General features: G+C 69.3%; 11 protein-coding genes. 4 read left to right on the forward strand and 7 right to left on the reverse strand.

Annotated features, from left to right (window positions below; all coding sequences use genetic code 11):
• Positions 1 to 219 precede the first annotated feature (219 nt).
• Positions 220 to 3009: a [protein-PII] uridylyltransferase gene (locus tag EJJ38_RS18255; RefSeq protein WP_127091875.1), complete on the forward strand. Its 2790-nt coding sequence runs from the start codon at positions 220 to 222 to the stop codon at positions 3007 to 3009.
• A gap of 117 nt (positions 3010 to 3126) precedes the next feature.
• On the opposite strand, the gene EJJ38_RS18260 is transcribed toward EJJ38_RS18255, so the two are convergent.
• The 7 genes from EJJ38_RS18260 to EJJ38_RS18285 form a co-directional block, all read right to left on the reverse strand.
• On the reverse strand, positions 3127 to 3555 hold the full coding sequence (locus EJJ38_RS18260) for a GFA family protein (protein ID WP_127091876.1): 429 nt from the start codon (positions 3553 to 3555) through the stop codon (positions 3127 to 3129).
• A gap of 2 nt (positions 3556 to 3557) precedes the next feature.
• Positions 3558 to 4670 (reverse strand): TIGR03032 family protein, encoded by a 1113-nt coding sequence (locus EJJ38_RS18265; protein ID WP_127091877.1) that lies wholly within the window; start codon positions 4668 to 4670, stop codon positions 3558 to 3560.
• Positions 4670 to 14035, reverse strand: a complete 9366-nt coding sequence (locus EJJ38_RS20370) for an autotransporter outer membrane beta-barrel domain-containing protein (RefSeq protein ID WP_164738571.1) — start codon at positions 14033 to 14035, stop codon at positions 4670 to 4672. The genes EJJ38_RS18265 and EJJ38_RS20370 overlap by 1 nt, the downstream gene beginning before the upstream one ends.
• Positions 14036 to 14410: 375 nt before the next feature.
• Positions 14411 to 15121 carry an amino acid ABC transporter ATP-binding protein gene (locus EJJ38_RS18270; protein WP_127092218.1) on the reverse strand — a complete coding sequence of 237 codons (711 nt, stop codon included), beginning with the start codon at positions 15119 to 15121 and terminating at the stop codon, positions 14411 to 14413.
• A 74-nt stretch (positions 15122 to 15195) separates the two neighbouring features.
• Positions 15196 to 16047, reverse strand: coding sequence for an amino acid ABC transporter permease (locus EJJ38_RS18275; RefSeq protein ID WP_245454321.1), 852 nt, complete (start codon positions 16045 to 16047; stop codon positions 15196 to 15198).
• A gap of 251 nt (positions 16048 to 16298) precedes the next feature.
• Positions 16299 to 17057, reverse strand: coding sequence for an ABC transporter permease subunit (locus tag EJJ38_RS18280; RefSeq protein ID WP_127092219.1), 759 nt, complete (start codon positions 17055 to 17057; stop codon positions 16299 to 16301).
• A gap of 69 nt (positions 17058 to 17126) precedes the next feature.
• Positions 17127 to 17930: a transporter substrate-binding domain-containing protein gene (locus tag EJJ38_RS18285; RefSeq protein WP_127091879.1), complete on the reverse strand. Its 804-nt coding sequence runs from the start codon at positions 17928 to 17930 to the stop codon at positions 17127 to 17129.
• A gap of 252 nt (positions 17931 to 18182) precedes the next feature.
• Between EJJ38_RS18285 and EJJ38_RS18290 the strand changes: the two genes are divergently transcribed.
• The 3 genes from EJJ38_RS18290 (at position 18183) to EJJ38_RS18300 (ending at position 23124) form a co-directional block, all read left to right on the forward strand.
• Entirely contained in the window at positions 18183 to 18791 is a 609-nt protein-coding gene (locus tag EJJ38_RS18290; RefSeq protein ID WP_127091880.1) for a TetR/AcrR family transcriptional regulator, read from the forward strand.
• Positions 18792 to 18893: 102 nt separating this feature from the next.
• Positions 18894 to 19997 carry an efflux RND transporter periplasmic adaptor subunit gene (locus tag EJJ38_RS18295; RefSeq protein ID WP_127091881.1) on the forward strand — a complete coding sequence of 368 codons (1104 nt, stop codon included), beginning with the start codon at positions 18894 to 18896 and terminating at the stop codon, positions 19995 to 19997.
• Between the two features lie 10 nt (positions 19998 to 20007).
• Positions 20008 to 23124 carry an efflux RND transporter permease subunit gene (locus EJJ38_RS18300; protein WP_127091882.1) on the forward strand — a complete coding sequence of 1039 codons (3117 nt, stop codon included), beginning with the start codon at positions 20008 to 20010 and terminating at the stop codon, positions 23122 to 23124.
• Positions 23125 to 23235: the final 111 nt, after the last annotated feature.

Consider the following 23235-nt stretch of genomic DNA (forward strand, 5'->3'; position numbering starts at 1 on the left):
GGCGGTTAACGGCAGCGGCATGGGCATTGGATGCGGCGCGCAGAAACCGAAGGCTGCCATATACCGCCGGCAATACCCGTCTTCTACCGCGCCGCGCCGTGACGGAGCCGCGCGATTGCGATAAACGAGGTGATCCGGCTACAGGCCGGCCGAGCCACGTCCTATCCGAGCCACGTCCTGGGCGACCTCGCTCAGGGTCATCGACGAGCACCCGACCGCATGCCCCGGCTTCCGCGCACCATTTCCGAACCGTTCCTCGGCACCCAACTGAAGGCCGACGTGCTGGAAATCGCGAAAGCCCATGCCGGGCGCGATGCCGAGCTGAAGCGGGCGGTGGTCACCCATATCAAGCAGGCGCTGGCCGACGCGCGCAAGGAAGCCGAACGGCTGCTGCTGGAGGAAGGGTGCGGGCGCTGCTGCTCCCAGCGCCTCTCCGCCTTCGAGGATGCCATCATCGCCGCCGCCCATACGGTGGCCACCACCATCCTTTATCCCGTGGACAAGCCCTCGCGGGCCGAGCGCATGGCCATCGCCGCCGTGGGCGGCTACGGGCGCGGCATGCTGGCGCCGGGCTCGGATACGGACATCCTGTTCCTGCTGCCCTACAAGCAGACCGCCTGGGGCGAGAGCGTGGCCGAGGCCATCCTCTACATGCTGTGGGACATCGGCCTGAAGGTGGGCCATGCCACCCGCTCGGTTGAGGAATGCCTGCGGCAGGCGCGTGCGGACATCACCATCCGCACCTCCATCCTGGAAGCCCGCTTCCTGGTGGGCGAGAAGGACCTGTTCGACGAGCTGGAGCAGCGCTTCGACGCCGAGGTGGTGGAGGGCTCCGCCGCCGAATTCGTGGCCGCCAAGATGGCCGAGCGGGAGGAGCGCCTGCGCAAGGCGGGCCAGTCGCGCTATCTGGTCGAGCCCAATGTGAAGGACGGCAAGGGCGGCCTGCGCGACCTGCACACGCTGTTCTGGATCGCCAAATACGTCTACCGCGTGCGCTCCACGGGCGAACTGGTGGCCAAGGGCGTGTTCACCCGCGAGGAGGCGCGCCTCTTCACCCGCTGCGAGGATTTCCTCTGGTCGGTGCGCTGCCACCTGCACTTCCTCACCGGCCGCCCGGAGGAGCGCCTCTCCTTCGACGTGCAGCGGGAGATGGCCGAGCGGCTCGGCTATACGGAGCATCCCGGCCAGAAGGACGTGGAGCGCTTCATGAAGCACTATTTCCTGGTGGCGAAGGAGGTGGGCGACCTGACCGCCATCCTCTCCGCCGCGCTGGAAGCCCGCCACGACAAGCCGGTGCCGCGCCTCAAGGGCGTCATGGACCGGCTGCGCAAGGGTTCGGGCCGCACCCGCCTGAAGGACAGCCCCGACTTCGTCATCGACAATGACCGGCTGAACGTGGCGGATGACCAGGCCTTCGCCCGTGCGCCCATCAACCTCATCCGCATGTTCCAGATCGCGGACAAGCGGAACCTCGCCTTCCATCCCGACGCCATCCGCCTCGCGGCGCGCTCGCTGTCGCTCATCGATTCGAGCCTGCGGGAGGATCCGGAGGCGAACCGCCTGTTCATGGACGTGCTGTGCTCGAAGAACGACCCCGAGCCGGTTCTGCGCCGCATGAACGAGGTGGGCGTTCTCGGCCGCTTCATCCCGGAATTCGGGCGCGTCGTGGCCATGATGCAGTTCAACATGTACCACCACTATACGGTGGACGAGCATCTGCTGCGCTGCATCGGCATCCTTCATGAGATCGAGCGCAAGACCAGCCCCGAGAACGGCCTCGCCAACGATCTGATGGGCACCATCAAGCAGCGCCACCTGCTCTATGTGGCCCTGCTGCTGCACGACATCGCCAAGGGACGGCCCGAGGACCATTCCATCGCCGGTGCGCGCATCGCCAAGCGCCTGTGCCCGCGCTTCGGCCTCTCGCCGGTGGAGACGGAGACCGTGGCCTGGCTGGTGGAGCAGCATCTGGTCATGTCCACCGTCGCCCAGTCGCGCGACCTGTCGGACCGCAAGACCATCGAGAATTTCGCGGCGGTCGCCCAGAATCTCGACCGCATGAAGCTGCTCACCATCATCACCACCGCCGACATCCGCGCCGTGGGGCCGGGCGTGTGGAACGGCTGGAAGGCCCAGCTTCTCAAGACCCTCTATTACGAGACCGAGCCGGTACTCACCGGCGGCTTCTCCGAGGTGGATCGCGGCAAGCGCGTCCAGGTGGCCCAGTCCCAGCTTCGCCACGCGCTCACCGACTGGAGCGACGAAGGCTTCGCCGCCTATGCGGCGCGCCATTATCCGCCCTACTGGCTGCGTGTGGACCTGGACACCAAGCTGCGCCACGCCCGCTTCATCGCCGAGACGGAGACGCAGGAGCGCACGCTGGCGACGCGGGCGGACCTGGAAGGCGCGCGCGGCATCACCGAGCTGACCGTCCTGGCGCCCGACCATCCCAAGCTGCTGGCGGTGATCGCCGGAGCCTGCGCGGCCACGGGCGCCAATATCGTGGACGCGCAGATCTCCACCACCACGGACGGGCTGGCGCTGGACACCATCGCGCTGCGCCGCGCCTTCGACCGGGACGAGGACGAAAGCCGCCGCGCCCAGCGCGTGTGCGACGCCATCGAGCGGGCGCTGGTGGGCGAGGTGCACCTGCCGGAAGTGATCGCCCGCAAGACCCCCAAGGGCCGCCGCACCTTCTCGGTGGAGCCCGAGGTGACGGTGAACAATTCCTGGTCGAACCGCCATACGGTGGTGGAAGTCTCCGGCCTGGATCGGCCCGGCCTGCTGTTCGAGCTGACCACGACCCTGTCGCGGCTCAACCTCAACATCGCCTCGGCGCATGTCGCCACTTTCGGCGAGCGGGCGGTGGACGTGTTCTACGTGACCGACCTCATGGGCGCGAAGATCACCAGCGCCGCCCGCCAGTCCGCCATCCGCCGGGCGCTCATCACCGTGTTCGAGGGCTCCTTCGACGAGGACGAGCCCGAGCGCCGGCTGGTGCGGGCCTGAGACGCGCCGCTCCCCTGGACGGCGCTCTTCCCCCTCCCCGACCCTCCCCCGCAAGCGGGAGAGGGAGCGCGGCGTGGCGCCGAACCTTTTGCCCCTCAAGAACTGATAGTTTTTTAGTTATCCGCCCGTCCAGCCCGGCGGGAGATCGCCCTCGAAGCGGGCGAGGCCGTCATCCGGCAGGGCGTACCAGGACGCCCGGCTCGACAGCCAGATATGGGCGGCGGGCCGCATCTCTTCCGACTGGTCCAGGCTTGCGGTGGTCACGTCCAGCGTGCCGTCGGCGGCCTCCACTGAGGCATCCACGCGGAAGGTGAGCTGCGTGCCGCAATCGGCACAGAAATGCCGGGTCGCCCAGGGCGACGAGCGGAACGCAGCGGGCGTGCCGCGTGTCCAGCGCAGGGCCGCGACCGGAATGGTCGTCCACGTCACGAAGGCCGCCCCGGATGCGCGGCGGCACAGGCTGCAATGGCAGTGGCAGGAGACCACGGGCGGCGCATCCACACCATAGCGCACCGCCCCGCACAGGCATCCACCCGTGAGGGACATGGTCAGGCCCAGCCGGGCTCGTCGAGGGAGCGCTCGGGCGCCTCGATGGAGAGGAGATTGGCCAGGTCCGGCCCCTGGAGCGGAGCCGCCATGGGACAGGTGACGCCCGGCATGACCGTCACGTCGAACAATTCGCGGATCCCGCCCTCCAGCCGGATCCACTCCACCACATCGCCGGTCTGCAGATTGATGATCTGCACGCCGCACCAGGGCTGTCCGCCGCGCCCGGCGATCTCGTCCTCGATGGGCAGGCCCTTGAAATTCAGGTTGCGCGGCAGGGACAAGGTGACGATGGCGTGCCCGTCATGGAAGGCGAGGCCGCGCATGAAGCCGGGGCAGAAGGCGATGTCCGTCTTCGCGCCGGTCGCGGGGTCCACGCGCACGATATAGCCGCGCCCGGAATCCAGCACATAGACCGAGCCGTTATGGACGCGCGGCGAATGGGGCATGGAGAAGCCGTCCGCCAGGATCGCGTCGTCATCCACCCGGATCAGCACGCCGCCGCCCGCCTTGCTGTCGCGCCAGCCATCCACCACGTCGGTGCGGCCCACGGCGGTGACATAGCGCACCTTGCCGTCCTCCAGGCCCAGGCCGTTGAGGTGGCAGCGATCCTCCGCCGCGAGGCGGCTGACGAATTTCGGCTTCCAGAGCGGCTTGAAGCTGTGGGTGAGGCTGAAGGTGGCGAGGCAGGAGAATTTGGTGTTCACGAACACCACGCGCCCGCTCGCCTCCACCGCGACCTCATGGGCATCCACGTCGCCGGTGATGCGCGCGGTGCGCGGCATGTAGAGCGCGTCGAAACTCTCGTTCGCCCGCTCGTGCGGGGCGAGCACGTTCTCCAGCCGCCAGACCTGCACCATGGAGGCGAGGAACAGGCGGCCGGGCTCGTACCACAGCCCCATCGCGCGCTCGAAATCGCGCTGGTGGAAGGAGAGCGAGCCATTCGGCAGGCGGCCGATCAGGAAGAGCTGCCCGGTCTGGTAGGACGAGAAGGCAAGGCTCACCTGATGCTGCGCGAGCCAGCTTGAAAAGCCGCGCGAGCAGGTGATGTCGGTGGTCTGCGGGGCCGGCGGAGGCGCTTCCGCCGCCGGCTCCAGGGTCTCCAAAGCACTCATCAGAAGTGCACCGCAAATCGGGCCATGCCAGCCTGGGAGGTGTAGTTGTCGCCCAGGCTCAAGCCGTAGTCGAGCTTGAATTCCCAGCGGTTCGGCAACAGCGCCTGGAAGCCGATGTCGAAGTTCGCCAGCGTGCTCGGCATGTAGGTGACCGTGTCGAACGTGCCGGTGCCGAGCGGCGCCCCGAGGAGGGCGGCCGTGGTGGTCCAGCTGTCGTTGGTGGAGAACGACATGCCCGCCGTCACATAAGGCCGCAGCACCGTGCCGCTCTCCATCACATAGCGCGTGCCCCATTCGAGGGCCGGCGAGACGATGAAGGTGGTCTGGTCGCTGCCATAGACCAGCAGCTCGGCGCCGCTGAACCCGTTTTCCACATAGCTCGGCGCGTTCACGTAGGACACGTCGAAGTCCACATAGGGCCTCAGGTAGAAGTCCTTGAACGGCATGTCATAGGCCATGCGGAAGCGGCCGGTGACATTGTAGGTGTCCGAGGAGGAGGACGGGGTCGTGCCCATGCTCACGATGGTGCGGGTGCTGTCCGCATTCATCCAGCCGAAGTCGGCGGCAAGGGCGAACAGCCACGGCCCGTTCTGGTATTTGAGCGCGGCGCTCACGTCGAAGCCGGAGGCCGACGTCCAGCTGCTATTGCCCGCGCCCGTGGTCCAGGCTTCCTGATAGGCCACCGAGAAGGCGGTGAACCAGTTGGGCGCCACCTGCACCTGCACGCCGGTCTGGGCGGTGAGGGTGTCGGTGCTGAAGCCCTGGTTCTCAGCCGTGGAGGTCTGGGTGGTCCGCCCGAAGATCATGCGGGCCCAGGCGCACTGGTCCTCCACCACCAGCATGGTGCCCTCGGCGAAGACCGGGCAGCTCATGGTGCGGTTCAGCACCGCGCGGCTCTCGGAGGTGCGGGTGGAGGCGGTCGCCCCCAGCAGTTCCGGCGAGAGGTCGTTCAGGGTGTCCTGGTAGATCGCCTGGGTCGAGGAGGACCCGGCGAGCGAGGAGAAGACCTGATTGGTGGAGGTGCTGCCGCCCGCATTCCAGGCCGACTGGAGGTGGGCCGCGGTGGCCTGCTGGTTCGCCGAGAGCGTGACCCCGCTCGGCGTGAAGTTCGCCTGCGGCGTCACGGTGGAGCCCCACCCGCCGCCGGAGATCTGCTGCAGGCCGCCCTGCCAGGCATAGATGATGGAATTGTCGGTGTAGGTCGCCGAATTGATCAGTTCCGGCGAGGTCAGATAGGTGAGCGTCACGTTGGGCGCCATGGACAGCGGGTTCACGAACACGCTGCCCGAGACCGAGGCCGTGCCGGTCACCGTGATCAGGTCCGCCTTGGCATTCATCAGGTCCACGTCGATGGCGATGGTGCCCGCGGCGGAATTGTTCAGCAGGCCGGTAATGGCCGTGGTGCCGATCTTGCCCGTACCGAGGGGCGCCAGCGTGCCGTTATTGTTCAGCAGGCCGCCGTTCAGCTGAACCACGCTGCCGGCATTGAACAGGCCGCCCGCCTGGTTGGTGAAGCCGTTATTGCCCAGGCCGAGATCCACGCTGCCGGTAACGGTGCCCGAATTGATCACACCGTCATCGGCGGCGCCGGCCAGGACGGCCATGCCGCCGAGGCCGCTCACCAGTCCGCCGGAGGCCACCCAGATGGCGTTGCCATTGCCGCCGGAGAGGGTGATGCCCGCCCCCTGCGCGCCCGTGCCGCCGATCACCGAGGCGCCGGAATTCACGTTGATGGTGATGGTGTTGGCACCCGTGCCGCCGAGGCTGGCGGCGAAGATGCCCGGCGCGTTCTCGCCCGAGGCCGAGACCGTGCCGTTGACGGCCACATTGATGATGCCGCCGGTGCCGGTGCCGCCCGCCGACCCGACGCCGGTGCCGCCCGAGGTCTGGATGGTGCCGCCGCCGCCGCCGATGGACTGGATGTTCACCGCCGCCGCCCGCGCGCCGCTGGTGCTCACCGTGCCGTTGATCATGGCGGTGATGATGCCGCCGTTTCCGTCGCCGCCGCCCGCGCCCACGCTGGTATGGGTGGTGTCGAGGATGGTGCTGGCCATGTCGCCGGCAATGCCGCCGCCGCCGCCGATGGACTGGAGGAACACGCCGTTGGCGCCCGCGCCGTTGGTCTGCACGGTGCCGTCCACGGTGGCGGTCACCGCCGCGCCGTCGCCGCCGCTGCCGCCGCCCGCGCCGCCGAAGGAGAGGCCGAGCAGTGCGTCGGACGAGGTGGTGGCCACCTTGCCGCCGCCGCCGCCGATGGACTGCGCGAGAATGCCATGGGCATTGCGGCCGGTGGTGGAGATCAGGCCGCCCTGGGCGACCGTGACCGCGACCGTGTTGCCGTCATTGCCGCTGCCTCCGCTGCCCCCGATGGTGACGCCCACCGAGGCCTTGCCGTTGGAGTCGGAGGAGGTGGCGAGCATGTTGCCGCCGCCGCCGCCGATGGACTGGGCGAGCACGCCGTCCGCATTGGCGCCGGCCGTGGAGACGGTGCCGTTGACGGTCACCCCCACCTGGCCGGCCACATTGCCCCAGCCGCCGCTGCCGCCCAGTGTGACCGCACCCGTGACGGTGCCGCCATTGGAGCTGGAGGCCACCGCCGAGGCCCGGCCGCCGCCGCCGCCGATGGACTGGGCCGCGATGCCGGCGGACGCCTCGCCATAGGTGGAGATGGTGCCGCTCTGGGCCACGGTGACGAGGCCGCCCGCCCCGCCCGTGCCCCCGGTGCCGCCGAGGCTGAGGGCGAGCGCGAGGTCGCTCTTGTCGTCATTGCCGATGGAATTGGTGAAGGCCGCATTGCCGCCGCCGCCGCCCACGGACTGGGCGAGCACGCCGTCCGCGCCGTGCCCATGGGTGACGATGGTGTTGGCCACCGTCACCTGGACGGTGTAGCCGCTGCCGCCATTGCCGCCCGTGCCGCCGAGCGAGCCGGACAGGGCCACCTTGGACGACCCCGCCGAGCCGGACGACGTCGCCCCGCCCTTGCCGCCGCCGCCGCCGATGGACTGCGCCACGACGCCTGCGGATTCATGGCCCGTGGTGGAGATGATGCCGCCGCTGCCCGCACTATCATTGATGGTGACGGCGCCGCCATTGGCGCCCGTGCCGCCGGTGCCGCCCAGGGACAGGCCCAGCGAGACATCGCTGCCGCTCGCCCCGTCCGCCTTGCCGTTGCCCGCGCCACCCGCGCCGCCGCCGCCGCCGATGGACTGGGCGAGCACGCCGTCCGAAAGGGCGCCGGTGGTGGCAATCTTGACGTTCTGCTGCGTGTTCAGGTCCACCTGGACCACGCCGCCCTGGCCACCCTGGCCGCCGGTGCCGCCGAGATCGGCGCCGAGCGCGATCTTGCCGGTGACCGCATTGTTGGTGGCCCCCGCCGTGCCGCCGCCGCCGCCCACGGACTGGGCGAGAACCGCTGTCGCATTATGGCCGGACGTGTAGATGGACCCGCCGAGCTTCACCTGCACGCCGCCGCCCAGGGAACCCTGGCCGCCGGTGCCGCCCAACCCGAAGGTGAGGGTCACCTTGCCGCCGTCGCCGCTGTCATGGGTGGCCCCGGCATTGCCGCCGCCGCCGCCCAGGGACTGGGCGAGGATGCCCACGCCGAACGCGCCCTTGGTGGTGAGGACGCCCTCATTCTGGACGGAGACCTCCCCGCCCACGCCGCCCGCGCCGCCGCTGCCGCCGAGCGAGGCAGAGATGTTGGCGTCGGCCTTGGTGTCGGCCGCCCGGCCGCTCGCCAGCGCCGCGTTGCCGCCGCTGCCGCCGATGGACTGGGCGAGGATCGCCGCCGAATGGGCGCCCGTGGTGTGGATGGTCCCCGCATTATTGATCTGGACCGCGCCGCCCTGGGCGCCGCCGCCGCCGGAGCCGCCCAGCGATGCGCTGACCGCCACCACGCCCGTGCCGCCGGTGGTGGAGGCCGATGCGCCGCCGCGTCCGCCGCCGCCGCCGATGGACTGCGCCACGAGGCCGTTGGCATGGTCGCCCGTGGTGGAGATGATGGTGGTCGCGCTGCTCCCGGCATTCCCGATGATGACCTGGCCGCCCTGGCCGCCCTGGCCGCCGGTTCCGCCCAGCGTCACGTCCAGCGAGCCGCCCTGGCCACTGGCGCCGTCCGCCTTGCCGTTGCCGGAGGAGGCATTGCCGCCGCCGCCGCCGATGGACTGCGCCAGCACCGCGTCCGCCCCCACGCCGGACGTGGTGATGACGGAATTGGCCGCGCCGCCCAGCTGCACCAGCACGTTGCTGCCATTGCCGGCCGCGCCGCCGCCGCCGCCCATGGAGCCGCCCACGGCGATCTTGCTGGTGGCCGCATTGTTGGAGCTGCCGCCGGACCCGCCACCGCCGCCGATGGACTGGGCGAGGATGGCGGCGGCGTGGGCACCGGACGTGCCGATGCTGCCGCGCATCATCACCTCGACCTCGCCGCCGGACGTGCCGTCTCCGCCCGCGCCGCCAAGGCCGAGCGAGACGCCCACCTTGCCGCCCGTGGCGCTTTCCTGGCTCGCCGCCGCATTGCCGCCGCCGCCGCCGACCGACTGCGCCAGGATGCCCACGGACGAGGCGCCCTCGGTGACGATGGTGGACGCCACCGTCACCTGGACCGTGCCGCCGGCACCGCCGACGCCGCCCGCGCCACCGAGCGTGGCGGAGACGTTGGCATCGGCCTTGGAATCGTCCGCCGCCGTGCTGGCCGTGCTGGCATTGCCGCCGCCGCCGCCGATGGACTGGGCGAGGATGCCGCTGGAATGGTTGCCCACCGTCTTGATGTTGCCGCCGGTGATCAGCTGGACAGTGTTGCCCGAGCCGCCCGCCCCGCCGGTGCCGCCGAGCGTCGCGGACACGTTCGCCACGCCGCTGCCGTCCGTGGCGCTGGAGGAGGCGCCGCCGCGCCCGCCGCCGCCGCCGATGGACTGGGCCACGAGGCCGCTCGACATGACGCCGGTGGTGTAGATGGTCGCGCCCTGGCCGGGCTGCGTGCCGTTGATGAGATTGACCGCGCCGCCATTGCCGCCGAAGCCGCCGGCGCCGCCCATGCTGAGCGCCACGCCCACGCCGCTATTGCCGGCGCCCGCCGCCTTGCTGGACGCGGACGAGGCATTGCCGCCGCCGCCGCCCACGGACTGGGCCAGGACCGCGTCCGCGTGGCTGCCGCTGGTGGAGATCTGGATGGGCGTGTTGCCCTGCGCCGCGATGGTCACCTGCACGTCGCCGCCCGAGCCGCCGCCACCGCCCACGCCCGACAGGGTCGCGCCGACGCCGATCTTGCTGGAGGCGCTGTCGGAGGCGCTGCCCGAATGGCCGCCGCCGCCGCCGATGGACTGGGCGAGGATGGCGATGCCGCCCGCACCTGCGGTCTGGATGCTGCCGAAATTATCGACGCGCACGCCGCCGCCATTGCCGCCTTCGCCGCCCGAGCCGGACAGGCCGAAGCTGACGCTCACCTTGCCGCCGTTGGACGTGTCCGCCGAGCCGCCCGCGACACCGCCGCCGCCGCCCACCGACTGGGCGAGGATGCCCAGCGACTGGTCGCCGGAAACCGTGATGGTGCCGTCATTCACGACGTTGACGTTGCCGCCCACGGTGCCCGCGCCGCCGGAGCCGCCCAGCGAGGCGCTGATATTGTAGGACGCGCCCGCGCCCTTCGCGGCTACGTTGCCGCCCTTGCCGCCGCCGCCGCCCACCGACTGGGCGAGGATGGCGTTGGCATGCGCGCCGGCCGTGGTGATGAGCCCGTTGTTCGTCACGTTCACCGTGCCGCCCACCCCGCCCACGCCACCGGAGCCGCCCAGGCTCGCCGAGAGGGAGACGCTCTCATTGCCGGAGGCATGGTCGTCCGCGCCCGCCGAGCTGCCGGTGCCGCCGCCGCCGCCGATGGACTGGGCGAGGATGGCATCCGACAGCGTGCCGAGGGTGGAGATGGTGCCGCTGGTGGTGACCGTGACATTGCCCCCCTCGCCGCCCGCGCCGCCATCGGCGCCGATGGCCCCGCCCAGCGCGATGTGGGAGGTGGTGGTGCTGTTGGTATTGCCCGCCCGGCCGCCGCCGCCGCCCACAGACTGGGCGAAGATGGCGATGGAATCCGTGCCCGCGGTGGCCACGTTGCCATAGGTGGAGACATTCACCGCGCCGCCCGCGCCGCCGGAGCCGCCCGTGCCGCCCAGCGTCAAGGAGAGGGAGACCTTGCCGCCGCTCTCGGTGCCGGCGGAAGTGCCGCCCTTGCCGCCGCCGCCGCCCACGGACTGGGCGAAGATGGCGCTGGAATGGTCGCCCGACGTGGTGATGCTGGCACCCGTGGCGGAGGTGCCGGACACGACCGTGACCGCGCCGCCCGTGCCGCCGCCGCCGCCCGCGCCGCCCAGGCTGGCCGAGAGGCCGAAGCTGGAGCTGGAGCTGCTGGGAATCATGCCGGAGAAGCTGGAGGAGCCGGTCTTGGTGGTGCTGCTGGCGCTGCCGCCCACGCCGCCGCCGCCGCCGATGGACTGGGCGAGCACGCCGTCCGCATCGTCGCCGGTGGTGGTGATGCTGCCGTAATTGGAAACGTTGACGGCGCCGCCCGTGCCGCCGCCCCCGCCCGTGCCGCCCAGCGTGAGGCTGGCGCCCACGGTGCCGCCGTTGGAATTGGCCGTGCCGCCGCCCGCGCTGCCGCCACCGCCGCCCACGGACTGGGCGAAGATGCCGCGCGCGCTGGCGCCGGAGGTGGAGATGGCGCCGCTATTGGTGACGGTGACCGCCGTCAGCGTGGTGACGCCGTTGACGATGCTGGACGTGTAGCCGTTGCCCGGGCCGCCGCCCGAGCCGCCGCCGCCCAGCGAGATGGAGATGCTGGTCTCGCCCGGCATGGTCGCCGCGGCGCCCGACGTGGTGCCCACGCCGCCATTGCCGCCGCCGCCGCCGATGGCCTGGGCCTGGATGGCATCCGCGAAATCGCCGGACGTGGTCACGGTGCCGCTATTGGTCACGGTGACGGCGCCCGCATTGGCGCCGCTGCCGCCCGAGCCGCCCAGCGCCACGGAGAGGTTCAGCGCGCCTTCCGGAGAGCCCGCCACCGACAGGGCGCTGGAATCGCCGCCCGCGCCGCCGCCGCCGCCCACCGACTGGGCGAGGATGCCCGTGGAGCCGAGGCCCGAAGTGGCGATGGTGCCGGAATTGGTGACGACCGTGTTGCCGCCCACGTCGCCGCTGCCGCCCGAGCCGCCGAGCGCCGCCGAGACCGACGCCGCAGGCGCCTCCAGCGACACGGCGATGCTCTTGGCGGACGAGGCGCCGCCATGGCCACCGCCACCGCCCACGGACTGGGCGAGGATGCCGAAGGAATCCATGCCGGTGGTGGTGATGGTGCCGCTATTGGTCACCGTCACCGTGCTGCCGACACCGCCGCCGCCGCCGCTGGCGCCCAGCGAGACCGCCGCCGCGAAATAGAGGCCCGCCGTCTTGGTGATGGCCGCGCCGCCGGAGCCGCCGCCGCCGCCCACCGACTGGGCGATGATGCCGTTGGAGCGGTCGCCCGAGGTGAGGATGCCCGCCTCGTTGGAGACCGTGACGGTGCCCGCATCGCCGCCATTGCCGCCCGAGCCGCCAATGCCCAGGGAAACGAAGCCGATCGCCGTGGCACTGGCGCCGCCGCCCGCGCCACCGCCGCCGCCGATGGACTGGGCGGAGATGGCGGCCGCATGGTCACCGGAGGTGGACAAGGTGATGGTTGTGGCGCTGGCGCCGGTATTGGTTGCATAGACGTTGCCGCCATTGCCGCCCACGCCCGCGCCGCCGCCGATGGCGGCGGACACGCCGACGCCGATGCTGGTGGCGCCGCCGCCACGCCCGCCGCCGCCGCCGATGGACTGGATGGCCAGCGCGAAGGCGCCATAGCCGCTGGTGGCGACCGTCCCGCTATTGATCACCGTGGCCGCGTCCGCATTGCCGCCGCCGGAGCCGCGCCCGCCCAGCGACACCCAGCCGCCCGCGCCGCCGCCATTGCCGCCGCCGCCACCGATCGACTGGACCAGGATGCCGTCGGAGAAGTCACCCGATGTGGTGATGGCGCCGTAATTCTTCGCCAGCGCCTGCGCACCCGTGCCGGAGGCCGACTGGTTCGCCGTGCCGCCCACGGAAATCTGGGATCCCGCACCGCCGATGAGGCTGCCGCCGCCGCCGCCCACGGACTGCACGAGCATGGCGTGGGAATAGGCCCCGGTGGTGTTCACCGCGCCGTTATTGATGCCGGTGGCACCGCCGGCATCGCCGCTGGTGGCGCCGTTGCCGCCCATGGAGGAGAAGACCGTGCCGGACGAGCCGCCATTGCCGCCGCCGCCGGCCACCGACTGCACCACGATGGCCACGGACCCGCCGCCGGAGGTCTGCACCGTGCCCGAATTGTTCAGATAGACATAGCCGGAGGCGCCGCCCGCGCTGCCGGAGCCCGCGACGCCGGAGAAGAAGCCGCCCACGCTGGCACCGTTCGCGCCCGTGCCGCCCAGGCTCTGGGCCAGGATGGCGTTGCTGGCATAGCCGGTGGTCCACACCTTGGCGCCGGCCTGGACGGTCACGTCCACCACCTTGCCGCCGAGGGCAGAACCGCCGAGGCCGCCATTGCCGCCGGCCTCGTTCCAGGAATCGTTGGCCGGCGCGCCGTTGCCGCCCGCGCCGCCATTGGCCGTCACCTTGATGGCGATGGAACCCGCGCCGCTAGTATAGATCTGGGAGCCGGCGCCCACGCTCACGCTCGCGGTGCCGCTGGTGCCACCCGTGCCGCCATTGCCGCCCCAGCCGCTATCGTCCGCCCGCGCATTGCCGCCCACACCGGCATTGCCGCCATTGGCCGTGACATAGACGGCCGGAGAATTGGCTGCGCCGGTGGAGATAAGGGTATTGTTGGCGATGGTGATGGACGCCGTTCCACCCGCTCCGCCAGAGCCGCCGGTGCCGCCCCAGGCATCGGAGAAGCCGCCATAGCCGTAGCCGCCGCCACCGCCGACGCCGCCGTCCGTACGGCTGACGATGGCCGCGCCCGCGGACTGGACCGTGCCGGTTACGGTGATGAGGATCGAGCCGCCCGCGCCGCCCGTGCCGCCATTGCCGCCCGTGCCGTTGGCGAGGGTGGAATTGCCCTCGCCGCCCCAGCCGCCCTGGCCGCCGAAGGCGACGATGTTCACGGACTGGGAGACCGTGCTGTTGAACGTGCCGCCCGCCCAGCCGCTGTTGCCGCCGCCGCCAGTGGCCGCATCGAAATGGTTATGGACGTAGGTGCCGTCGCCGCCCGATGGGCCGGAGAGGTTGATTAAGGTCTGGGCCTGGACGGCCACGGGCGCCAGGGTCAGCGCCGCGAACCCCGCCAGAGTGGACGACAGCGCCGTCGAAAGGCGCAAACGCGCGCTGGATGCACCGTAAACGCTGCCGCTGGCCTTCCCGGCCCCAATCCCGCCCCGAGACATGTACGACCCCCGCCGCCACAAGATAGGCAATCGCCCCGCCATAAGGGCAGGAACGTTCATTACGGAAGTACCACACACGGATATCGAGCACTACCCCAGGACGGGATAGAGGGTCAGATGCCGCCTAATAACAACGTTACAAATCCGCAATAAATCCATTCATAATAAGATATTTATGAGCATTCATCAGATGAAAATCACCATCCCTGATTCACAGGCGGAAAACAGCAGATTTCAGAACGATGATAGAAGGGAATAAATTTTTCTATGAACGTTCATTCATGAAAATGAACGGAAGAATACAGAACCCTATAGGATCTGGCCGAGAAATTCTCGCGTGCGCGGGTCTCTCGGATCGGAGAAGAACGAGGCGGGTGGTCCGTGCTCCACGATGAGGCCCGCATCGGTGAAATAGACATGATCGGCCACTTCCCGCGCGAAACCCATTTCGTGGGTCACGAGAATGCAGGTCATGCCCTCTTCCGCCAGTTCCCGGATGGTGACCAGCACCTCCTTCACCGTCTCCGGATCGAGCGCCGCCGTCACCTCGTCGAACAGCATCACGTCAGGGCGCATGGCGAGCGCGCGGGCGATGGCCACACGCTGCTGCTGGCCGCCGGACAGCTCGCCGGGATAGGCATTCTCCTTGCCCGAGAGGCGCACCTTGGCCATGAGCGCACGGGCCCGCGCCTCCACCTCCTTCTTGTCCTGCTTCAGCACATGGATGGGGGCCATCATCACGTTCTGGAGCGCGGTGCGGTGGGGAAACAGGTTGTATTGCTGAAAGACCATGCCGACCTTGCGCCGCAAGGTGAGCTTGTCCAGCTCCGGGTCGTTCACCTCCTGCCCCTCCACGCGGATGGTGCCGGAATCGATGGGCACCAGCGCGTTGATGCAGCGAATGAGCGTGGACTTGCCGGAGCCGGACGGGCCGATGATGCACACCGCCTCGCCCTTCGCCACGTCCATGGACACGCCCTTGAGCACCTCCAGCTCACCGAAGGACTTGCGCACGTCCATGAGGCGCACGAGCGGCTGGTCCGGCGTCCATCCATTGTCGCCGGGCGAGGAAACGGGGGGCACGGCGGTCTCCGTCACTGGTTCAACTGGAAACGGCGTTCCAGATAGAGGGTGAAGCGCTCGATGGGGTAGCAGTAGACAAAGAAGCAGAGCATGGCGAAGCCGTAGAGCGGGGCCAGAAGGTCCGGTCGCCCGCCCTCCGCCGCATGCACCTGCGCGGTGAGGGTCAGCATCTCGCTCACCCCCACGATGGACGCCTGGACGGTGGCCATGGTGATGAGGGAATAGAGGTTCATCCAGGGCGGCAGCATGCGCTTCACGCACTGGGGCAGGATGATCATCCAGAGCGTCTGGCGGCGCGAGAAGGCCAGCGATTCCGCCGCCTCCCACTGCCCGCTGGGCAGCGAGGCCACCGCCCCGCGCACGATCTCCGACATGTTGGCCATGACCGGCAGCGAGAAGCCGATCACCGCCTTCACCCAGTCCGGGAACGGCACGGTGGTGCCGAACACCCGGAACTGGAACGGGATCATGAACATGGCGAAGAACAGCAGCACCAGCCAGGGCGCGTTGCGGAAGAACTGGGTGGCGCTCCAGGCGAAGCCCCGCAGCACCTTGTTCTCGCCGATCTGCAACAGGCCGAGGCCCACCCCCGCGGCCGTGCCCAGCACCATGGCCAGAACCGACATGAGGATGTTGAAGCCGAAGCCGGAGAGCAGCAGGGGCGACCATTTCCAGATCACCTCCAGCGCGGGCAGCCGGGCGCCGCCCTGTTGGGCGAAGGCGCTGCCGCCCACCAGCAGGATCAGCCCCGCAAGCCCCACCATGTGCGTGAGGCGCAGGCGCGGCCAGCGCCAGGGCGCGCGCTCGGGCGTCTTGTAAGGCAGCAGGACTGCGAGCGGGCGGCCCTCGCGGGTGCGCCCCACTCCCTCTCCCGCCCGAACTCGGCTATTGCCGAGTTCGGATTGCTGACGTGCCGAAGTCGGAAACATCCGACTTCGGTGCGGGGGAGGGTCGGAGAGGGGGAAGATGCCGGCTCGGCTCCCATCCCCCCCCTGTCCGCGTGCAACACCGTCCGCGTCGCTCTGCTGAACCGCCCCCTCCCTGCCCCTCCCCCGCAAGCGGGAGAGGGAATCCGGCTCGCGAGCGGGAAAGGGAACGGGCTCATAAGCCACCGTCATCGCGCCCCTCCTTGCCCGTAGCCGGGAATGGCGAGGGCCTTTTCCCAGCGGTGCATGATGAAGACGAGGATGCCCACCAGCGCCGTGTAGACGCACAGGAGCACGATCATCATCACCGGCACGTTCTGGCTGTCGGTCCAGATCTGCTTGGAGACATAGAGCGTCTCTGGCACCGCGATGGCATAGGCCAGCGTGGTGGTCTTCAAGAGGTTGACCAGATTGTTGTTGAGCGCCGGCAGGCAGATGCGCACCGCCAGCGGCAGCAGCACATGGCGGTAGATGCCGAAGCGGGTATAGCCCAGCGCCTGCGCCGCCTCCGTGGTGGTGCGCGGCACCGCCTCGATGCCGGAGCGGAAGATCTCCACGTTGAACGCGCCCGCGAACAGCGAGAGCGAGACAATGGCCCATTGCACATTGGTGAGGATGGGCACGCGCATGCCGTCCGCATCCTCGATGCGGGGCAGGATCTGGCCGAGGCCGAAATAGAAGAAGAAGATCTGCACCAGCGGCGGCGTGTTGCGGAAGACCACCACGAAGCCGTTGACGAGGCCGCGCACCACGCGCAGCGGCGAGCCCTGCGCCCACGCCCCCACCATGCCGATGGCGATGGAGATGAGGATGCAGACCACGGAGAGATAGACCGTCATGCCGAGGCCCGACAGGAAGCGCTTCCTGTCATAGGCGTCATAGACGATGGTGAGGTTGATCCCGGTGGTCTCGTAGAGTTCGAGAAACCAGTGCGAGATGGCATCCATGGCCATGCGGGGGGATAAAGCCGTGCGGGCGAAAGGCGCGGCGGGACGAGCCCGCCGCGCGCGCGCTCATCAGCTGCCCTTCTGCTTCTCGTGCATGCGCTTGGAATAGTCCGTGGGCTCGATGCCCCACTTCTTCTCTTCCTGCACGATGAAGCCGGTCTTCATCCAGTCGAGGGTGGTGTCGGTCATGAACTTGGCGAAGGCTTCCTCGCCGGGCGCCACCGCCAGGATCCAGGGGGCTTCCATCACGCCGGGCAGCGGCATGGCGTAGTCGGCGGTCCATTCGGAATCCAGGAGCTTCCCCTGGATGAAGGTCTGGTCATAGAGATAGCCGATGCACTCGCCGCCCTTCAGGGCGAAGAGCGGCTTCTCGGAGCCGTCGAACGCCTTCACCTCGGCCCCGTATTTGGCCGAGACCTCCTTGTTGTACCAGGCGCCGGACGTGCCGCAGAGCACCTTGCCCTTCAGGTCTTCCCAGCTTCCCAGCTTGGCCTTCTTGGAGAGCAGGATGTTCACCGAGTCCGAGTAGTAAGGCGGGTCGATGGCCAGCGTCACCTTCCGCCGCTCGGGCTTGTCGGACATGGTGGCGATCATCAGGTCGATCTTGCCCTGCTGCAGGAACTCGATGCGGTTGGAGGAAACCACCGGCACCAGTTCCAGCTTGACGCCCAACCTTTTGGCGACATCTGCCGCAAGATCGGGCTCGATGCCGACGATGGCGCCCGAGGGATCGCGGAAGCCGAAGGGCTTGTAGTCGGCCTTCACGCCCACAACGAGGACGCCCTTCTTCTTCACATTCTCCAGAACATCGGCCTTCGCGGGCAGGATGCCCGCCGCGAGAGCGAGGCCGGCGGCGATCAGAAACGTCTTCATGAGGTTCCCCTTCCTGTGCCGGCGGCTCCGGCGAATGGATCAACGGCCTGTGCGGCGTGGCGATAAGACCTGTGGGAGACTGGCAACGGGAGTCTTGCAAGACGCGGACCAGATTGTTTGTGTGCCTCCAGACGGCACCCCGCGCCCTCGATATGTCTCGGAAAAACGTGCCCCCCGCATTTTCGGTTGCATTATGTTTCTGATGATTTATAAAAATCGTCAGTTCACACAGAGACACATTCCGTGGCGCCCGTGACCCGCAGCAGAGAGACCGCCGAGGAGACCCGCGAGCGCATCGCCCGGGTGGCGGAGGAACTGTTCCGCCGCATGGGCTTCGCAAAGACGGCGGTGGCCGACATCGCCGCTGAGCTTGGCATGTCGCCGGCCAATGTCTACCGTTTCTTTCCCTCCAAGATCGCCATCGTGCAGGCCATCTGCTCCCGCTGCCTGGAGGAGATGGAAAGCGAGATCCGCACCATCTGCGGTCTCCCCTTGCCCCCGCGCCAGCGCATCTTCGACCTGTTTCAGGCCATCCTGGTCTATCACCGGGACAATTTCCTCTCCGAGCGGCGCGTGCACGACATGGTGCAGGTGGCCATCGAGGAGAATTGGGGCGCCATCGACGCCCATAAGAAGCGCATCTGCCACGCCATCGCCGACCTTTTGACGGAAGGCGTGGAGGATGGCGTGTTCGTGCCCCACGACACGGCGGGGTCTTCCGAGATCCTGCTCGGCGCCATGATCAAGTTCTGCCATCCCATGCTGATCGCCGAGTTCATCGACGGCGACCTGGAAGGCCAGCAGCGGGCGACCCTCACCTTCATGCTGCGAAGCATCGAAGTGGATCGCACCCCCATCTGAGTTTCGCGATGCACGCCCCGTCGGTGCGCATCGTGCTGCGTAAACTGTGACGAAAATCGAAAATCATCATCCGTGATTCAACACTCATCAGGAGTGAGCCGCATGCTCCCGGCCGTCCCCGTTCCGGTCACCGCCGTCCGCCTCGCGGCGGCTTTCTCCCTGGCCGCGCTTCTGGCGGGCTGTGGCGATCCCGCCCCCGCCGAGCAGGCCGGTCCCCCGCCCCGCCCCGTCCAGGTGGTGGAGGTGGCGCTGCGTCCGCTCGACGCCGACAAGACCTTCGTGGGCGTCATCCGCGCCCGCCGCGAGATCGACCTCTCCTTCCGCGTGGGCGGAAAGGTGGCGCAGCGGCTGGTGGAAGTGGGCGACCGGGTGAAGGCCGGCGACATCATCGCCAACCTCGATCCCCAGGATCTTGAGCTTCAACTGGAAAGCGCCGAGGCGGAGTTCGCCGCCGCCACCGCCAATCTCAACCAGACCAGCGCCGAGGATGCCCGCACCCGCACCCTCACCCAGCGCGGCTTTGCCTCCAATGCGGATCTCGACCGCAAGAGCGTGGCCAAGGACGAGGCGATCGGGCGCCTGGAGCGCGCCCGGCGCTCCCTGAACCTCGCGCGCAACCAGCATGCCTATGCCAACCTCACGGCCGATGCGGACGGCGTGGTCATCTCCACCGCCGCCGAGCCCGGCCAGGTGGTCGCCTCGGGCCAGACCGTGGTGCGCGTCGCCCGGCTCGACGAGAAGGAAGCCGCCGTCGCCCTGCCGGAGACGGCGCTGGCCGCCGCCCGCGCCGATACCGCCACCGTCACGCTCTGGGCCGATCCCGGCCGCGCCTACAAGGCGCGCCTGCGCGAACTCTCGCCCCAGGCGGACGCCACCAGCCGCACCTATGGCGCGCGCTTCGCCCTCGAAGATGCCGACGACAAGGTGACGCTGGGCATGACCGCCACCGTTACCCTCCACCCCAAGGCCCCCGCCGACGTGGCGCGCCTGCCGCTCTCCGCCGTGTTCGACCGGGGCCTCGGGCCGCGTGTCTATGTGGTGGATGCCAAGACCCGGACCCTGTCCGCCCGCCCCGTGGAGGTGGCCGGCTATACGGCGGATTCGGTGCTGGTGGCCTCGGGCCTCGCCCCCGGCGAGAGCGTGGTCGCCATGGGCGTCCAGACCCTTGAGCCCGGGCGCGCCGTGCGCACCGTGGCCGCCCGCTGAGGAGGGGATGATGGGGGGCTTCAACCTTTCCGCCTGGGCCATCCGCCACCGCGCGCTGACCCTGTTCGCCATCCTCCTTTTGGCCGCTTCGGGCACCTTCGCCTATTTCAAGCTGGGCCGGGCCGAGGATCCCTCTTTCACCATCAAGGTCATGGTGGTGAGCGCGGTGTGGCCCGGCGCCACCGCCGACGAGATGCAGCAGCAGGTGGCCGACCCCATCGAGAAGAAGCTCCAGTCTCTGGGCCATCTCGACCGGCTGGAAAGCTATTCGCGCCCCGGCGTCTCGGTGATCCAGGTGGTGCTGAAGGACACGACGCCCCCCAAGTCCGTGCCGGACCTCTGGTACCAGGTGCGCAAGAAGGTGGGCGACATGCGGGGCGAACTGCCCTCCGGCGTGGTCGGCCCCTTCTTCAACGACGAATATGGCGACGTCTATTCGGCGCTCTACATCCTCTCCGGCGACAAGGTGGCCCCCGCTGAACTGAAGCGGCAGGCCGAAGCCATCCGCCAGAAGCTGCTGCGCGTGGCCGACGTGCAGAAGGTGGACCTGATCGGCGAGCGGCCCGAGCGCATCTATATCGAGTTCAGCCACGCCCGCCTCGCGACGCTGGGCATCACGCCCCAGCAGATCTTCCAGAGCCTTTCGCGCCAGAATGCCGTGGTTTCCGGCGGCGCGGTGGACACGAAGGCGGACCGCATCAATCTGCGCCTCACCGGCGCCTTCTCCGGCGTGGATGCCATCGCCGCCGTGCCGGTGGCGGCGGGAAATGCCGTGTTCCGCCTCGGCGATGTCGCCACCGTCCGGCGCGGCTATGAGGACCCGGCCTCCTTCATCATCCGCCAGCACGGGCGCGATGCCATCGGCATCGGCGTCTCCATGGAGGCGGGCGCCAACATCCTCACCCTCGGCCAGAACCTGAAGACCGCCATGGACACGGCCATGGCCGAATTGCCCATGGGCATCGACGTGACGCAGGCGGCCGACCAGCCCCATATCGTGAGCGAGTCCGTCGGCGAGTTCCTGAAGACCTTCGCGGAAGCCCTCGTCATCGTTCTGGTGGTGAGCTTCCTGTCGCTGGGCTTCCGCACCGGCATCGTGGTGGCGCTGTCCGTGCCGCTCGTGCTCGCCATCGTCTTCCTGGTGATGTTCGCGGAGGGCATGGACCTCCACCGCATCACGCTGGGCGCGCTCATCATCGCGCTGGGCCTCTTGGTGGACGACGCCATCATCGCCATCGAGATGATGGTGGTGAAGATGGAGGAAGGCTGGGACCGCGCCAAGGCGGCGAGCTTCGCCTGGACCTCCACCGCCTTCCCCATGCTCACCGGCACGCTGGTGACGGCGGCGGGCTTCCTGCCCGTGGGCTTCGCGCGCTCCTCCTCCGGTGAATATGCCGGCGGCATCTTCTGGGTGGTGGGCATCGCGCTCATCGCATCCTGGTTCGTGGCGGTGATCTTCACGCCTTATCTGGGCTACATGCTGCTGCCCAACTTCAAGGCGGCCGGCGCGCACGGGCATGCGACCCATGACGGGCGCCTCTACCGCGCGTTCCGCCGGGTGCTGGACGCCTGCCTGCGCCACCGCTTCCTCGTCATCGGTGTCACGTTCGGCGCCTTCGCCGCCTCCATCGCGGCGTTCGGGCTGGTGCAGCAGCAATTCTTCCCCACCTCCACCCGCACCGAGCTATTCCTGGAGATGCGCCTGCCGGAAGGCACGTCCATCACCGCCACGGAGGCCACCACCAAGAAGGCGGAGGGGCTGATCGGCGAGGATGCGGACATCGTCTCTTCCACCTCCTATGTGGGCCAGGGCGCGCCGCGCTTCTGGCTGGGCCTCAACCCCGTTCTGCCCAACCCGAACTTCGCCCAGATCGTCATCGTGACGAAGGATCTGGAGGCCCGCGAGCGGGTGAAGGCCCGGCTCGACGCGGCGCTGGCGGACGGCGCTCTCGGCGAAGCGCGGGCCCGCGTGGACCGCTTCGTGTTCGGCCCGCCCGTGGGCTTCCCCGTGCAGTTCCGCGTGGTGGGGCCGGACCCCATGCGGGTGCGCGAGATCGCCGAGCAGGTGCGCCAGGTGATGGCGCGCGACCCGGACCTTCTCGACGCCCATCTCAATTGGGGCGAGCAGGTGAAGTCCATCACCCTTGAGGTGGACCAGGACCGCGCCCGCGCCATCGGCCTCACCCCCAGCGACGTGGCCGAGACGCTGCAGACGCTGCTCTCCGGCTACACCGTGACCCAGCACCGCGAGGGCAATCTGCTCATTGACGTGGTGGCCCGCGCGGTGCCTGACGAGCGGGTAGACCTAGAGCATCTGCCGACGCTGACCGTCGCCACGCGCAACGGCATCGCGGTGCCCCTCTCCCAGGTGGCGCGCATCGCCTATGGCTCGGAAGAGCCCATCTTCTGGCGGCGTGACCGCGACCTCGTCCTCACCGTCCGCTCGGACGTGAAGGACGGTGTGCAGCCGCCGGACGTGACCACCCGCCTGCTGCCGCAGCTTGCCGCGCTCAAGGCGTCGCTGGGGCCGGACTATCGCATCGAGACCGGCGGCTCCATCGAGGAAAGCGCCAAGGCCAATGCCTCGCTGGCCGCCGTCTTCCCCATCATGATCGTGGTGATGCTCACGCTGCTGATGATCCAGTTGCAGAGCTTCTCGCGGCTCGCTCTGGTGCTGGCAACGGCGCCGCTCGGCCTCATCGGCGCGACGCTGGCGCTGCTCATCGCCCACAAGCCCTTCGGCTTCGTGGCGCTGCTGGGCCTCATCGCGCTCGCCGGCATGATCATGCGCAACACGGTGATCCTGGTGGACCAGATCGACCGGGACATCGCGGAAGGCCACGCCCCGGCGCAGGCCATCGTGGACGCCACCCTGCGCCGCGCCCGGCCCGTGGTGCTCACCGCGCTGGCGGCTGTGCTGGGCATGATCCCGCTGGCGGGCAGCATCTTCTGGGGGCCCATGGCCATCACCATCATGGGCGGCCTGCTGGTGGCCACCGTGCTCACCTTGCTGGTGGTCCCGGCCATGTATGCCGCCTGGTTCCGCGTGAAAGTGGGGGCACCCGCTGTTCCCCACGCGGACGACCACGCTCCCGAAGGCCACGCCACGCCCGGCGCACCGGCCTGAGGATACGATTCCCCTGGCCTCCGGGCCGGGGGATGGGAGAGGGACGGCGGGGCGCGCGATACCGCCCCCATCACGCGGCCCGCCGCCCTCTTCCGCCCTGATTTACTCGGC

The organism is Aquabacter cavernae (genome assembly GCF_003993795.1).
Taxonomy (GTDB): Bacteria; Pseudomonadota; Alphaproteobacteria; order Rhizobiales; family Xanthobacteraceae; genus Aquabacter; species Aquabacter cavernae.